The sequence below is a fragment of the Streptomyces sp. NPDC055966 genome, from assembly GCF_042269865.1.
Taxonomy (GTDB): domain Bacteria; phylum Actinomycetota; class Actinomycetes; order Streptomycetales; family Streptomycetaceae; genus Streptomyces.
The window spans coordinates 883619-897124 of the sequence record NZ_JBHJYK010000001.1; the positions used below are offsets into that span (position 1 = coordinate 883619).

Genomic DNA, 13506 nt, shown 5'->3' on the forward strand with positions numbered 1-13506 from the left:
CGGCACGCCCCTGCCGGTACGCCCTACGAGCCTGTCAACGGCGCGTGACAGGCTCGGTTCGGCCTCATTGCACTGGTGTTACGTCACACTTCCGCGTAGCTGAGCTGCGGCTTTGTCTCCACAGTCTCCTCCGTCACCGCCCGCCCCGCCGGGCGGCGAAGGTATACGGCCCACGTCAGCGCGAAGCACACACCGTAGAAGGCGAGGAAGGCGACGAACGCGCCCGTGCCGGAGCCGTAGGAGAGGAACGACTGCCGGAAGGCCATGTTGATGCCGACGCCGCCGAGCGCGCCCACCGCGCCGATCAGGCCCATGGAGGCACCGGACAGACGGCGGCCGTACGCCACCGCCTCCTCGCCCGTCAGCCCCTTGGCCAGCGCCTTCGCCTGGAAGATGCCCGGGATCATCTTGTACGTCGAGCCGTTGCCGAGACCGCTCAGCACGAACAGGACGACGAAGACCGAGACGAACAGGGGGAGGGACTTCTGCATGCTCGCCACCACCAGGACGGCGGTCGCGACCGCCATGCCCACGTAGTTCCAGAGCGTGATGCGGGCGCCGCCGTAGCGGTCGGCGAGCCGGCCGCCCACCGGGCGGATCAGGGAGCCGAGCAGCGGGCCGATGAAGGTGAGGTACGCCGCCTGGAGCGGGGTGCGGCCGAACTGGTTCGTCAGCACCTGGCCGAAGGCGAAGCTGTAGCCGATGAACGAGCCGAACGTGCCGACGTAGAGGAAGGACATGATCCAGGTGTGGGCGTCCCGGGCCGCGTCCTTGGCCGCGCCGGTGTCGTTCTTCACCGTCGCCAGGTTGTCCATGAAGACCGCCGCCAGGACGGCCGCCACGACGATCAGCGGGATGTAGATGCCCAGCAGCAGCCGCGGGCCGCCGTTCGCGCCGATGATCGCCAGGGCGACGAGCTGGATGACCGGCACGCCGATGTTGCCGCCGCCCGCGTTCAGGCCCAGGGCCCAGCCCTTCTTCCGCAGCGGGAAGAAGGCGTTGATGTTGGTCATGGAGGACGCGAAGTTGCCGCCGCCGATGCCCGCCAGCAGGCCGACCAGCAGGAACGTCGTGAAGGACGTGCCCGGCTCCATCACCGCGTACGCCGCCGCCGTCGGCACCAGCAGCAGGCCCGCCGAGATGATCGTCCAGTTGCGGCCGCCGAAGACGGCGACGGCGAAGGTGTACGGGACCCGGACGACGGCACCGACCAGCGTGACCATCGAGGTCAGCAGGAACTTGTCGGCCGGAGTCAGGCCGTACTTCGGCCCCATGAACAGAACCAACACGGACCACAGGGTCCAGACCGAGAAGCCGATGTGTTCCGAGAGCACCGAGAACCACAGGTTCCGGCGGGCGATCCGGTCCCCGGTCGCCCTCCAGAATCCCTCGTCCTCCGGATCCCACTGCTCGATCCAACGGCCACTGCGACGGGGTACGGCTGGGGCTGTCATCGCTCCTCCACGGGCTCCGGCTGCACGACACTGAGCCCGAAGGTAGGGAGCGGGAGTTTCCGCGCTGTGGCTGTGGGTGACCGGAAGGGAACGTTGCTCTCACTCGCCGAGGGACGGCCGCGTGAGGGCCCACGACGCCCTACGACGCGATCCGGTACCTGTGCTCCGGCCGGCCCGTCGCGCCGTAGCGGAGGACGAGGCGGACCATGCCCTCCTTGACGAGGTAGGAGAGGTAGCGCTGGGCCGTGGCCCGGGAGACGCCGGTCAGTTCGGCGGCCTCGGCGGCCGACAGATCGCGGTGGGCGGTGCGCAGCGTCTGCTGGACGAGGGCGAGCGTCGGCGCCGAGTGGCCCTTGGCCGGGACCCGGGGAACGGCGGGCGGCCGGACCGCGCTGAACAGGGCGTCCACATCGGCCTGTTCGGTCTCCGTGGTCTCCCCGAGCGTGTCGACGCGGTGCTGGAGCTCGCGGTACGAGGTGAGCCGCTCGGCCAGGTCTGCGGCGCCGAACGGCTTGACCAGGTAGCCGACGGCGCCGAGCTTCATGGCCGTGCGGACGGAGGCGATGTCGCGGTCCGCGGTGATCACGAAGGCGTCGGGGCGGGCGCCCCCCGCGTCCCCGGTGAGGCGGTGCAGCACGTCCAGTCCGCTGCCGTCGGGCAGGAAGATGTCCAGCAGCAGGAGGTCGGGGCGCAGTTCCTGGGCCGCCGCCAGCGCCTCGGCGACCGTGGCCGCCTCGCCCACCACCTCGAAGCCCCGCACCCGGGACACGTAGTCGCAGTGGATGCGGCTGACCCGGAAGTCGTCGTCCACGACCAGCGTGCGGATCATCGGCGGTCACCTCCCACGGGCAGCGCCTCGGCGAATCTGTTCTTCGGCGGCACGGCGGGGTCCGGCAGTCGTACGGTGAAGACCGCGCCCGGGCCCTCGCTGACGGTGATCGTGCCGCCGTGCCGCGACACCAGGCGATGGACCAGGGCGAGGCCCAGACCGCGCCGGGCGGTGCCCCGGTCGGGGCGGGTCGACCAGCCGTCCTCGAAGATCGACTCGTGGGCGCCGGGCGGGATGCCGGGGCCGGTGTCCGCCACCCGCACCGTCGTGCCCCGCCCGCCCTCGGTGAGGGTGAGGCGGACCGTGCGTCCGTCCGCCGGGGGCGGTCCGTCGCCCGCCGCGTCGATCGCGTTGTCCAGCAGGTTGCCGACGATCGTCAGCAGCAGGCGCAGCTGCGGCGGGTCCGCGCCGAGCGCCGAGTCGTCGGCGAGCTCGACCCACACGCCGCGTTCGGCGGCCACCGTGGTCTTGGCCACGACCAGGCCGACCATCAGCGGGTTGCCGATCCGCCCCCGCACGAACTCGGTGAGCGCCTGCCCGGCGCCGGCCGACTCGACGGCCAGGTCGTACGCGTCGTCGTACGCCCCGATGTCCAGCAGCCCGGCGAGCGTGTGCATCCGGTTGGTGAACTCGTGCTGCTGGGCGCGCAGGGCGTCCGTCAGACCGCGTACGGAGTCCAACTCCCTGAGGAGTCCGACCAGTTCGGTGCGGTCGCGGACGGTCACCACCGCGCCCAGTGCGCGGCCGTGCAGGGTCACCGGCATCCGGTTGACGACCAGACAGTGCTCGTCGGTCAGGACGCTGATGTCGGTGCCGGTCAGGGTGCCGTCCAGGGCGCGGCGCAGTCGGCCGTCGGGCAGCACCTCGTCCAGGGTGCTGCCGAGCGCGGTGCCGAGACCGAGCAGACGGCGGGCCTCGTCGTTGACCACGCTGATCCTGCCGTCCGGGGCGAAGGCGAGCACGCCCTCACGGATGCCGTGCAGCATCGCCTCGCGGTCCTGCAGCAGCCCGGCGATCTCCTCCAGCTCCAGCCCGAACGTCGTCCGCTTCAGCCGCCTGGCCAGCAGAAACGCGGCCGCGGCCCCGAGCGCGGTGGCGATCGCGGCGTACACGGCGAAGGTGGGCAGCTCGTGCCACAGCTCGCCGATGACGTCGTTCTCCGGGATTCCCACCGACACCTCGCCGACCAGCTCGCCCGTCGGCCCGTACAGCGGGACCCTGCCGTTGGCGGACCGCCCGGTCGCGCCCTGGTCGGTGCCGACGTGCGGCTGGCCGTCCCGCGCCACGAGCGGCTCGGCCACCGGGGAGCCGACCAGTTGCGCCATGGGGTGCGAGTGGCGGATGCCGTGCAGGTCGATGACCACGACGTACGACGCCCCCGACGACTGCCGGATGCGTTCGGCGACGGCCTGGACGACGGCGCCGCCGCCGTCCTGCATGGCCCGCCGGATCTGCGGGTCGGCGGCCGTCGTCTTGGCGATGGCCACGGCCCGCTCCTCGTAGGTGCGGTCGAGGGCGGAGCGCTGCGCGAAGGCGAACAGGGCGAAGCCGATGACGCCCGTGAGCGCCAGGATGGCGAGCTGGCTGACGAGGATCCGCGCGGACAGTCTCCCCCTCCCGCCGCGCCCGATCCGTATGCGGATGGGTGTCACAGGTGCCTCATCGCCCCTGTTCCGGTTGGTGCCGGGCCGGCCCTGCGCCGGACCCGTGGTGGCGTGATTGTGCCTGATGGCCGGAATTCTGCCCAGCCCCGTTTCACTGAGCAGAACGAGCAGAACTCCTGGTTACGCGGCTATCGCGGGATACCTGTGAAACAGCGACGTAACACCGGGTGGCCTCTAGCGTCTGCCTTCACCTCGAACCCCGAGGGGAAAGGAGACCGCTCCCCATGGCTTCCAGCAGTGCCGGTGCGGCGGTGCGCGAGGACGCGCACATCGAGATATCCGGGCTCACCAAGCGATTCCTGACGCCTGCCGGTGAGGTGTTCACGGCGCTGCAGGGCGTGTCGTTCACCGTGGAGCCCGGCCAGTTCTGCGCGGTGGTCGGCCCCACCGGCTGCGGCAAGTCGACCACCCTGGGCATGGTGTCCGGCCTGGACCGGCCCAGCGAGGGCTCGGTCAAGGTCGGCGGCCGCGAGGTGGACGGCATCACCGACGGCGTCAGCTTCATGTTCCAGGCGGACGCGCTGCTGCCCTGGAAGACCGTCCTCGGCAACGTGCTGATGGGCCCGGTCTTCCGGGGCGTGCCCAAGCAGCAGGCGCAGACCGCCGCCCGGGACTGGCTGCGCCGGGTCGGACTGTCCGGGTTCGAGGACCGTTACCCCCACCAGCTCTCCGGCGGTATGCGCAAGCGCGTGGCCATGGCCGCGGCGCTGATCAACGAACCCAAGATCCTGATCATGGACGAGCCGTTCGGTGCCCTGGACGTGCAGACCAAGGCGATCATGTCGACCGAGCTGCTGGGCCTGTGGGAGCAGATCCGGCCGTCCGTCATCTTCATCACCCACGACCTCGACGAGGCCGTGGCGCTCGCCGACCGGGTCGTCGTGATGACCTCCAGCCCCGGTTCGGTCAAGGCGGTCTTCGACATCGACCTGCCGCGCCCGCGCGGCTCCGTGCAGGAGATCCGCTTCCAGCCCCGCTTCATCGAACTCCAGCAACAGATCTGGGAAACGCTGCGCGAAGAGGTCGAGCGCGCCTACGCACGCACCGCAGGAGGCAAGGCATGAGTACGACGTCCACCGCTTCCGCCGCGCAGGTCGCGGGCGGCAAGCAGTCCTCCGCGGCGGCAGCCGCCAAGCAGGCCGCCCGGCGGCGGGTCGCGTCGGTCTGGGCGGGCCGCATCGGCATCGCGGTCTTCGTCATCGGCGGCTGGCAGGCCTTCACCACCTGGGGCATCGTCGACCCGTTCTTCTTCGGACAGCCCTCCGGCATCTGGAAGCGACTGGTCGACCTCTTCCAGCACGGCACCGAGTTCGGCTCCTTCTACGCGAACATCTGGACCACCATCCAGGAAGCGCTCGTCGGCTTCGCCGTCGGATCCGTCGCCGGAGTCGTCGTCGGCGTGGCCCTCGGCCAGAGCCGCTATCTGTCCGATGTCCTCGGGCCCTACATCAAGATGGTCAACGCCATCCCGCGCATCGTCCTCGGCTCGATCTTCATCGTCGCCTTCGGCATCGGCGTCACCCCGAAGATCCTGCTCGCCGCCGTGCTGGTGTTCTTCATCGTCTTCTTCAACGCCTTCCAGGGCGTCCGCGAGGTCGACCGCAACATCCTGGCCAACGCCCGGGTCCTCGGCGCCTCCCAGATGCAGATCATCCGGCACGTCATCGTGCCCTCCGCGCTCACCTGGATCATCGCCAGCCTGCACAGCGCCTTCGGCTTCGCCATCGTCGGCGCGCTGGTCGGCGAGGTGCTCGGCGCGCAGAGCGGCCTCGGTCTCGTCATCAAGACCGCGCAGAACAACTTCGACCCGAACGGCGTGTTCGCCACGATGCTCGTCATCGCGGTCATCGTGCTGGGCGCGGAGTGGCTGATCGGCAAGCTCGAACACCGGCTGCTGTCCTGGCGCCCGCCGGCCCCCACCGAGGCGAACTCCCTCTGACCGCCCCTGACTTCCTCCTCCCCCTCCCCCTTTCTTCTCCTTCCTTCCCGCGTCCCCCTCGCATGTCCGAAAGGTACGAGCCGCCATGCTGAAGAGAGTCCTCACCGCATCGATCGTCACCGCCCTCACCCTCGGCGCGGCCACCGCGTGTTCCAGCAGCTCCGGCAGCTCCGGTGGCTCGTCCGGCTCCGGCGGCACTCCGACCGTCAAGATCATGGTCGGCGGCATCGACAAGCAGATCTACCTGCCCTACCAGCTCGCCGAGCAGCTCGGCTTCTACAAGAAGTACGGCGTCAACGTCGTGCTGAGCACCGAGCAGGACGGCGGCACCGGCGCCGAGGACGCCATGGCCTCCGGCCAGGTGGACATGGCCGGCGCCTGGTACAACCACACGATCGACTTTCAGGCGAAGGGCAAGGCCGTCGAGGACGTCATCCAGCTGTCCGGAGCGCCGGGCGAGCGGGAGATGTGCACCCCGAAGAGCGGCGTCCACTCCGCCGCCGACTTCAAGGGCAAGACGCTCGGCGTCACCGACCTGGGTTCGGGCACCGACACCCTCACCAAGTTCCTGGCCGCCAAGAAGGGCCTCAAGACCAGCGACTTCAGCCGGATCGGCGTCGGCGCGGGCTCCACCGCCGTCGCCGCGCTCCAGAACGGCAAGACCGCCTGTGTCATGACGACGCAGCCGACGGTCGCCGCGATGGAGAAGAAGGGCGTCGGCACCTCCGCGATCGACCTGGCCACCACCCAGGGCGCCACCGCCGCGCTGGGCAGCGCCTGGCCGGCCGCCAGCGTCATCGCCCGTACCGACTGGGTGAACTCGCACAAGGACGCGACGCAGAAGGTCGTCGACGCCCTCGTGGCCACCATGCACTGGATCAACACACACAGCGCGGCCGACATCGCCGACAAGCTGCCGCAGTCGTTCGTGCAGAACCAGCTGGTGACCAAGGCCGACTACATCACGGCCCTGAACCAGGACAAGGGGCAGTTCCTCCCGGACGGTCTCATGCCGGCGGGCGGCCCGAAGACGGTCCTGGCCACCGAGGTGATGGTCGGCAACGCCACCTCCTCGATCGACCTGAGCAAGACGTTCACCAACGACTTCGTGATCCAGGCCAACAAGCTGGAGGGCCTGAAGACCACCACGACCCCGGCGGGCGCGAACGGCTGATCCTCGATCCGCTGACGGGGCCACCCGGTCAAAGACGACCCGGTGGCCCCGTCAGCCGGTCGTCGTCATCTCGTCCGTCGCCGGGAGCCAGCTCCCCTCCGGCCGCCGCAGCCACCCCTGCGCCGCCGCGATCTGCGCCGCCGCCGCGCGCAGCGCGTCCAGCCCGGGATGGACCAGGCCCCTGCGCCACACCAGCGAGACCGGCGACAGCGGGACGGGGTCGACGAGCGGGCGGCGGACCGTGCGGGGCAGGGCCGGGAAGTCCACCACGGCCAGCACCGGATACCGGGTCTTGCCCATGATCCGCTCGAACTCCTCGTCCCCGACGGCCAGCGGCAGCGGCGGGGCGAGCCGGATGCCGTACTCCTCGAACAGCCGGGACGCCAGGTCGGTCCACTCGGGGGTGCGCGGATTGCCGGCACCGGCGTACACCGTCTCCCCGGCCAGCCCGGCCACCGGTATCCCGGGCAGCGCGGCCAGGGGGTGTTCCTCGGGCAGGACGACGGCCATCGGCTCGTAGCGCACCGGCTGCCGCTCCAGCCCCGACCGCAGCGCCGGGTCCAGCCCGGCGAACCGGCCGAAGGAGACGTCCAGGCGGCCCGAGAGGATCTGTTCGGCGGCTCCGGTCAGGCCGCTCTCGTAGCGGGCCATCAGCTCGCAGTCGGGGGCGAGTTCACGGGCCCGGTGCAGAACCCGGCGACCGGTGACGAGGCCCGGCGAGTTGAGGTCCACCAGCAGCGGGCGGGCCTGCCCCGAGGGCGTGCAGGCCGCCAGCAGTTCGTCCTGCGCCTCAAGAACCCGGCGCGCGTACGGCAGCAGGCGCTCGCCGTCGGCCGTCAGCGTCACCTGCCGTGTGCTCCGCAGGAACAGCTCGGCGCCCAACTCCCGCTCCAGCCGCCGCACATCGCGACTGAGCGCCTGCTGGGCGACGTACAGCCGGGCGGCGGCCCGGGTGAAGTGCAGCTCCTCGGCGACGACGACGAAGGCGCGCAGCAGTCTCGGGTCCAGGTGGGCGGGCATGACCGCGAACTTACAACACGGGTGCGTGAATGGGCGCCGAGCAGGTGTTGGACCCCTTGATCCGCCCTGGGCGAGGGTGCATCCATGTCCTCCGCCCTGTCCACGCCGGCGCGCCGCAGCGCCTACCGCCGGCTCTTCTCCCTCCGCGGCACCCGCGCGTTCACCACCGGCAATCTGCTCGCCCGGCTGCCCATGGGCATGTTCAGCGTGAGCGCCGTCGTGATGATCGCCGGGTCCCGGGGTTCGTACGCCCTCGCCGGCGCCGTCACCGCGACCGGGCTCGCCGCGACCGGGCTGGCCGGTCCTTGGATCGCCCGGCTGATCGACCGGCACGGGCAGGCCCGGGTCGCCGTGCCGGCCACGCTGCTCTCCGTGCTCGGCAGCCTCGCGCTGCTGCTGTGCGTGCGCTTCGGCGCTCCCGACTGGACCCTGTTCGCCGCCTACGCCGCGACCGCGGCCACCCCCAACATCGGCGGCCTGTCCCGCGCCCGCTGGGCCCATCTGCTGCGCGACGACCCCGGTGCGCTGCACACCGCGAACGCCTTCGAGCAGGCCGCCGACGAGCTGTGCTTCATGCTCGGCCCGGTGCTCGCGTCCTTCCTGACCGGCACGTTCTTCCCGGAGGCGGGCACGCTCACCGGGGCGGTGCTGCTGCTCGCCGGCATGCTGCTGTTCACCGCGCAGCGCGCCACCGAGCCGCCGGTCGGCGCGCGTTCGAAGGCGCCGTCGCCGCTGCGCAGCCCCGGCATCCGGCCGCTGCTGGCCTGCTTCGTCGCGACCGGCATGGTGTTCGGCTCGATGGAGGTCGGCACGATCGCCTTCGCCGACGCGCACGGGCACCGCGCGGTGGCCGGTGCCGTGCTCGCGCTCCAGGCGGCGGGCTCGTGCGCGGCGGGCCTGGTGTTCGGGGCGCGCAGGCCCGCGGGGGTGCGGCTCGGCCACTGCCTGGCCGCCATGGCCGTCCTGATGACCCTGCCGTGGGTGGCGGCCGGGGTGGCCGGTTCGCTGCCGGCGCTCGCGGGCGCGCTGCTGGTCGCGGGCATGGCGACCGCGCCGACGATGGTGACGGCGATGACCCTGGTGCAGCGGCGCACCCCGGCCGGCCGACTGAACGAGGGCATGAGCCTGGTGGTGACCGGGCTGCTCACGGGCATCGCCTGCGGCTCGGCGACCGGCGGCTGGGCGGCCGAGCACCTCTCCCCGGGCGCCGCCCTCGCCGTCCCGGCCGCCGCGGCCACGCTCGCGCTGCTCGTCCACAGCGCTTCGGCCCGCCGTGCGCCGGCATGACGAAGGCCCCGCCGCTCGAAGCGACGGGGCCTTTGCCCACATGGGGTACCCCCTGGGGGGGTTGGTGGAGATGGCGGGAATCGAACCCGCGTCCAACGGTGCGGAATCAGGGCTTCTCCGTGTGCAGTTCGCTGTGATTTTCTCAGCCCCGGCGATCACGCGAACAAGTCGCCGACGGGCTCAGTCACTGTTGGATTTCCCTCTTCACCCCGTGACCGGGATCAAGGTTTAGTTCCCTAGCTGATGCCAGGATCCGGGTCGGGAACAGCCCCGGGCTGACACTTCGCAAGTCGCTACTTAGGCAGCGAGGGCGAAGGAATCGCGCTTGGTGTTGGCGATTATTTTTTGCGACATATGGTTTACGAGATCATTGCCGCTTCCTCGACACGCTTCCCCTGCTTCGACAGCCGCTGTCGAAACCGATCATCCCCATGTTGTGTTTTCAATGCGCACACCGCGTTCAACCGGTGTTGGTGCCATCGTACGTGACCAACCCACGCCGATGCCACCGTATTCCCGGCCTACACGCCGCGCTGCCTCCGCTTCGCCGCCGCGATGGCGCGGTCCGACTCGCGCCGGTCCTGCTTCTCCCGCAGGGTCTGCCGCTTGTCGTACTCCTTCTTGCCTCGCGCGAGCGCGATCTCGGCCTTCGCGCGGCCGTCCCTGAAGTACAGGGCGAGCGGCACGATCGTGTGACCCGTCTCCTGGGCCTTGGACTCCAGCTTGTCGATCTCCTCGCGGTGCAGCAGCAGCTTGCGCTTGCGGCGCGCGGAGTGGTTGGTCCAGCTGCCCTGGTGGTACTCCGGGATGTGGGCGTTGTGCAGCCACGCCTCGCCCCGGTCGATCTGGACGAAGCCGTCGGTCAGCGACGTCCGTCCCTCGCGCAGCGACTTGACCTCGGTGCCGGTCAGCACGAGCCCGGCCTCGTAGGTGTCGATGATCGCGTAGTCGTGCCGGGCCTTCTTGTTCTGGGCGACGATCTTGCGCTTGCCGCCCTTCTCGCCGTCCCTGGCCTTGGCGGCCCCGCCGCCCTGCTTGGGCTGGGACTCCTTGGGTACGTACATTCCCTTGCTCATAGTGCCGTCCATTTTCGCACTACGGAGGGGTCGTGCGGCCAGCCTTTAATCGGGGTCGCCCAGGCCGGTGAGCACGGTCTCGGCCCGCTCCACGGCGGCCTGTCCGTCGGTCTGCCCGGCATCCAGGTCGGGGGTGATCCCGCGGCCGTCGACGCTGTGGCCCAAGGGGGTGCGGTAGTGGCCGACGGTCAGCTCGGCCACCGACCCGTCGGGCAGCGTGGTCGGCATCTGGATGGAGCCCTTGCCGAAGGTGCGCGAGCCGATCACCACCGCGCGGCCCCGGTCCTGGAGGGCGCCGGTGAGCATCTCGGCCGCGCTCATCGTACCGCCGTCGACCAGGGCGACCAGGGGCCGGCCGGTGTCACCGCCGGGGTCGGCGTGCAGGGAGCGCTCGGCGCCGTCGACGTCGTACGTGGCGACGAGGCCGCCGTCGAGGAAGGCGGAGGAGGTCTCCACGGCCTCGTTGACCAGTCCGCCGGAGTTGCCGCGCAGGTCGAGGATGATCCCGCCGTCGGCGGGGGCGGCTCGGACCGCGGCGCGCACGGCGTCGCCGGAGCCCCTGGTGAACGCGGCGATCCTGATGACGGTGACCCCGCCGGGCAGCTGGGAGACGGTCACCGAGTCGGTGGACAGGCTGGCCCGGCGCAGTTTCTCGGTCCACGTGCGTGTGCCGCGCTGCAGGCCCAGCGTGACGGTCGTACCGGCGGCCGCGTCGTCGGCGTCGCCGCGCAGTAAGGACACCACGTCGGTGACCGGGCGGCCGTCGACCCTGCCGCCGTCGACGCTGATGAGCCGGTCGCCCTGGCGGATGCCGGCGCGGGCGGCGGGCGAGTCGGGCTGGACCTTGGTCACCTCGATCCGGCCGTCCTGCTCGCGGCCCGCCGACAGGCCGACGCCGGTGTATCTGCCGTCGAGGGCCTCCTGGAACTCCTGGTACTCGCCCTCGGAGTAGACCGCGCCCCAGCGGTCGCCGCTGCGGCTGACCGCCCGTTCGGCCGCCTCCATCGGGGACTTGCCGTCGGCCATCGCGTCGGCGGCGGCCTTCTGGACGTCCTCGTGCCGGGTGGTCGGGTGCGACGGGCCGGCGGCGGACCTGCGCGCGTGCGCGGTGGGGACGGTGTCGATGGTCTCCGGGAAGGAGCCGGTGGCGGCGCCGGTGACCAGGACGCCGGCGAAGACCAATGTCAGGGCGGCCCCGCGGCGGATGCGGCGGGGCGGACAGAACAGGTCTCGGCACAGTTCTCGGCCTGACATGGCCGTGAGTCTAGGACAACGCAAAGGGCCGCACGGGCAGATGCCCGTACGGCCCTCTTGGCATGCGTCACACCTTCAGGTACTTGCGCAGCGCGAAGAACGCCGCCAGCGCGGGCATCAGCACGCTCGTCGCGAGGATCAGCGGCAGCTTCGTCAACACCGCGTCCCAGCCGACGAAGTTGATGAGCTGGAGCTTGTGGGCGAGGTCCATGCCGTGGTCGATCGTGAAGTACCGGCCGACCACCAGGGCGACACAGGCGAGGCCGCCGCCGATGAGTCCGGCGACCGCGGCCTCCATGATGAACGGCGCCTGGATGTAGAAGCCCGAGGCTCCGACCAGGCGCATGATCCCGGTCTCGCGCCGGCGGCTGAACGCCGAGACGCGCACGGTGTTGACGATCAGCAGCAGGGCCACGATCAGCATCATCGCCATCACGCCGAGCGCGCCGCGGTTCATCAGGTTCAGCAGCTGGAACAGGTTGTCCAGGATGCCCTTCTGGTCCTGCACCGACTGCACGCCGTCACGCCCGTTGAAGGCGCTCGCGATGACCTGGTACTTCTGCGGGTCCTTCAGCTTGATGCGGTACGACTCCTGCATCTGGTCCGGCGTGAGCGAACTGGCCAGCGGGGAGTTGCCGAACTGCTCCTTGTAGTGCTTGTAGGCCTCGTCCTGCGACTCGTACGACACCTTCTCGACGATGGTCATCTTGTGCAGGTCGTCGAGGATCTGCTTCTTCTGGTCATCGGTGACCGCGCCCTTGGCGCAGTTGGCGTCCGACTCCGCGTCGTGCTTGTTGCACAGGAAGATCGAGACGTTGACCTTGTCGTACCAGTAGCCCTTCATGGTGGACACCTGGTCGCTCATCAGCAGCGAGCCGCCGAAGAGGGCCAGGGACAGGGCGACGGAGACGATGACGGCGAACGTCATCGTCAGATTGCGGCGGAGACCGACACCGATCTCGGACAGGACGAACTGGGCGCGCATGGCGGGTTCTTCAGGCCTTTCGGGAACAGGGTGCGGTCAGTGTCAGTGCTGGTAGCCGTAGACGCCGCGGGCCTGGTCGCGAACGAGGCGGCCCTTCTCCAGCTCGATGACGCGCTTGCGCATCTGGTCCACGATGTTCTGGTCGTGCGTCGCCATGATGACGGTCGTGCCCGTCCGGTTGATGCGGTCGAGCAGCTTCATGATGCCGACGGAGGTCTGCGGGTCGAGGTTGCCGGTGGGCTCGTCGGCGATGAGCAGCTTGGGCCGGTTGACGAAGGCCCGCGCGATGGCCACGCGCTGCTGCTCACCACCGGACAGCTCGCCGGGCCTGCGGTCCTCCTTGCCGCCGAGCCCGACGAGGTCGAGCACCTGCGGCACGGACTTGCGGATCTCGCCGCGGGACTTGCCGATGACCTCCTGGGCGAAGGCCACGTTCTCCGCGACGGTCTTGTTCGGCAGGAGCCGGAAGTCCTGGAACACGGTCCCCAACTGGCGGCGCATCTGCGGCACCTTCCAGTTCGAGAGGCGCGCGAGGTCCTTGCCCAGCACGTGCACCTGGCCGTGGCTGCACCGCTCCTCGCGGAGGATCAGCCGCAGGAAGGTGGACTTTCCGGAGCCGGAGGACCCCACGAGGAAGACGAACTCGCCCTTCTCCACTTCCAGGGAGACATCCCTGAGTGCGGGGTGGTTCTGCTTGGGGTAGACCTTGGAGACGTTGTCGAATCGGATCACGGATGCACCACGGGTCGCCGGGGGTAGATGAGCGTGACCATACGCGACCCGGGTGTGCAAGTGCAGTCGCGGGGAGAGCTTGGGCAAGACTT

At 70.4% G+C, this 13506-nt stretch carries 12 protein-coding genes and 1 other RNA gene; 4 read left to right on the forward strand and 9 right to left on the reverse strand.

Annotated features, from left to right (window positions below; translation table 11 throughout):
• Positions 1 to 83: 83 nt before the first annotated feature.
• The 3 genes from ACFC8N_RS04135 to ACFC8N_RS04145 all read right to left on the reverse strand — a co-directional run bounded on the left by ACFC8N_RS04135 (position 84) and on the right by ACFC8N_RS04145 (position 3935).
• The gene (locus ACFC8N_RS04135; protein WP_376286153.1) at positions 84 to 1454 is read right to left on the reverse strand and encodes a NarK family nitrate/nitrite MFS transporter; all 1371 of its coding nucleotides are present in this window, start codon (positions 1452 to 1454) and stop codon (positions 84 to 86) included.
• A 139-nt stretch (positions 1455 to 1593) separates the two neighbouring features.
• Positions 1594 to 2283, reverse strand: a complete 690-nt coding sequence (locus ACFC8N_RS04140) for a response regulator (RefSeq protein WP_376286156.1) — start codon at positions 2281 to 2283, stop codon at positions 1594 to 1596.
• Positions 2280 to 3935 carry a sensor histidine kinase gene (locus ACFC8N_RS04145; protein WP_362821296.1) on the reverse strand — a complete coding sequence of 552 codons (1656 nt, stop codon included), beginning with the start codon at positions 3933 to 3935 and terminating at the stop codon, positions 2280 to 2282. Before ACFC8N_RS04145 ends, ACFC8N_RS04140 begins: the two co-directional genes overlap by 4 nt.
• 236 nt (positions 3936 to 4171) lie before the next feature.
• On the opposite strand from ACFC8N_RS04145, the gene ACFC8N_RS04150 reads away from it, so the two are divergent.
• From ACFC8N_RS04150 to ACFC8N_RS04160, 3 genes are all read left to right on the forward strand, one after another.
• Positions 4172 to 5011, forward strand: a complete 840-nt coding sequence (locus tag ACFC8N_RS04150; RefSeq protein ID WP_356031663.1) for an ABC transporter ATP-binding protein — start codon at positions 4172 to 4174, stop codon at positions 5009 to 5011.
• Positions 5008 to 5886 (forward strand): ABC transporter permease, encoded by an 879-nt coding sequence (locus ACFC8N_RS04155; RefSeq protein WP_362821297.1) that lies wholly within the window; start codon positions 5008 to 5010, stop codon positions 5884 to 5886. The genes ACFC8N_RS04150 and ACFC8N_RS04155 overlap by 4 nt, the downstream gene beginning before the upstream one ends.
• An 85-nt stretch (positions 5887 to 5971) precedes the next feature.
• Positions 5972 to 7060 carry an ABC transporter substrate-binding protein gene (locus ACFC8N_RS04160; RefSeq protein ID WP_356031667.1) on the forward strand — a complete coding sequence of 363 codons (1089 nt, stop codon included), beginning with the start codon at positions 5972 to 5974 and terminating at the stop codon, positions 7058 to 7060.
• 51 nt (positions 7061 to 7111) lie between these two features.
• Here the strand turns inward: ACFC8N_RS04160 and ACFC8N_RS04165 are convergent, their stop codons facing one another.
• The gene (locus tag ACFC8N_RS04165; RefSeq protein ID WP_376286161.1) at positions 7112 to 8080 is read right to left on the reverse strand and encodes a LysR family transcriptional regulator; all 969 of its coding nucleotides are present in this window, start codon (positions 8078 to 8080) and stop codon (positions 7112 to 7114) included.
• A gap of 84 nt (positions 8081 to 8164) precedes the next feature.
• Here ACFC8N_RS04165 and ACFC8N_RS04170 point away from each other — a divergent pair, with 84 nt between their 5' ends.
• Positions 8165 to 9367, forward strand: coding sequence for an MFS transporter (locus ACFC8N_RS04170; protein ID WP_376286164.1), 1203 nt, complete (start codon positions 8165 to 8167; stop codon positions 9365 to 9367).
• A 62-nt stretch (positions 9368 to 9429) separates the two neighbouring features.
• On the opposite strand, the gene ssrA is transcribed toward ACFC8N_RS04170, so the two are convergent.
• From ssrA to ftsE, 5 genes are all read right to left on the reverse strand, one after another.
• Positions 9430 to 9798: a transfer-messenger RNA gene (gene ssrA, locus ACFC8N_RS04175) on the reverse strand.
• 90 nt (positions 9799 to 9888) lie between these two features.
• Positions 9889 to 10431 (reverse strand): SsrA-binding protein SmpB, encoded by a 543-nt coding sequence (smpB, locus tag ACFC8N_RS04180; RefSeq protein ID WP_356031748.1) that lies wholly within the window; start codon positions 10429 to 10431, stop codon positions 9889 to 9891.
• 57 nt (positions 10432 to 10488) lie between these two features.
• Positions 10489 to 11697, reverse strand: a complete 1209-nt coding sequence (locus ACFC8N_RS04185) for a S41 family peptidase (RefSeq protein ID WP_356031673.1) — start codon at positions 11695 to 11697, stop codon at positions 10489 to 10491.
• 67 nt (positions 11698 to 11764) lie between these two features.
• Positions 11765 to 12682, reverse strand: coding sequence for a permease-like cell division protein FtsX (gene ftsX / locus ACFC8N_RS04190; protein ID WP_356031675.1), 918 nt, complete (start codon positions 12680 to 12682; stop codon positions 11765 to 11767).
• Between the two features lie 42 nt (positions 12683 to 12724).
• On the reverse strand, positions 12725 to 13414 hold the full coding sequence (ftsE, locus tag ACFC8N_RS04195; protein WP_071377746.1) for a cell division ATP-binding protein FtsE: 690 nt from the start codon (positions 13412 to 13414) through the stop codon (positions 12725 to 12727).
• Positions 13415 to 13506: the final 92 nt, after the last annotated feature.

Bases quoted from the DNA above. Each gene is read 5' to 3' on its own strand.
- ACFC8N_RS04135 (WP_376286153.1), bottom strand. From the start codon at position 1,454: ATGACAGCCCCAGCCGTACCCCGTCGCAGTGGCCGTTGGATCGAGCAG.
- ACFC8N_RS04140 (WP_376286156.1), bottom strand. From the start codon at position 2,283: ATGATCCGCACGCTGGTCGTGGACGACGACTTCCGGGTCAGCCGCATC.
- ACFC8N_RS04150 (WP_356031663.1), top strand. From the start codon at position 4,172: ATGGCTTCCAGCAGTGCCGGTGCGGCGGTGCGCGAGGACGCGCACATC.
- ACFC8N_RS04155 (WP_362821297.1), top strand. From the start codon at position 5,008: ATGAGTACGACGTCCACCGCTTCCGCCGCGCAGGTCGCGGGCGGCAAG.
- ACFC8N_RS04160 (WP_356031667.1), top strand. From the start codon at position 5,972: ATGCTGAAGAGAGTCCTCACCGCATCGATCGTCACCGCCCTCACCCTC.
- ACFC8N_RS04165 (WP_376286161.1), bottom strand. From the start codon at position 8,080: ATGCCCGCCCACCTGGACCCGAGACTGCTGCGCGCCTTCGTCGTCGTC.
- ACFC8N_RS04170 (WP_376286164.1), top strand. From the start codon at position 8,165: ATGTCCTCCGCCCTGTCCACGCCGGCGCGCCGCAGCGCCTACCGCCGG.
- smpB (WP_356031748.1), bottom strand. From the start codon at position 10,431: ATGTACGTACCCAAGGAGTCCCAGCCCAAGCAGGGCGGCGGGGCCGCC.
- ACFC8N_RS04185 (WP_356031673.1), bottom strand. From the start codon at position 11,697: ATGTCAGGCCGAGAACTGTGCCGAGACCTGTTCTGTCCGCCCCGCCGC.
- ftsX (WP_356031675.1), bottom strand. From the start codon at position 12,682: ATGCGCGCCCAGTTCGTCCTGTCCGAGATCGGTGTCGGTCTCCGCCGC.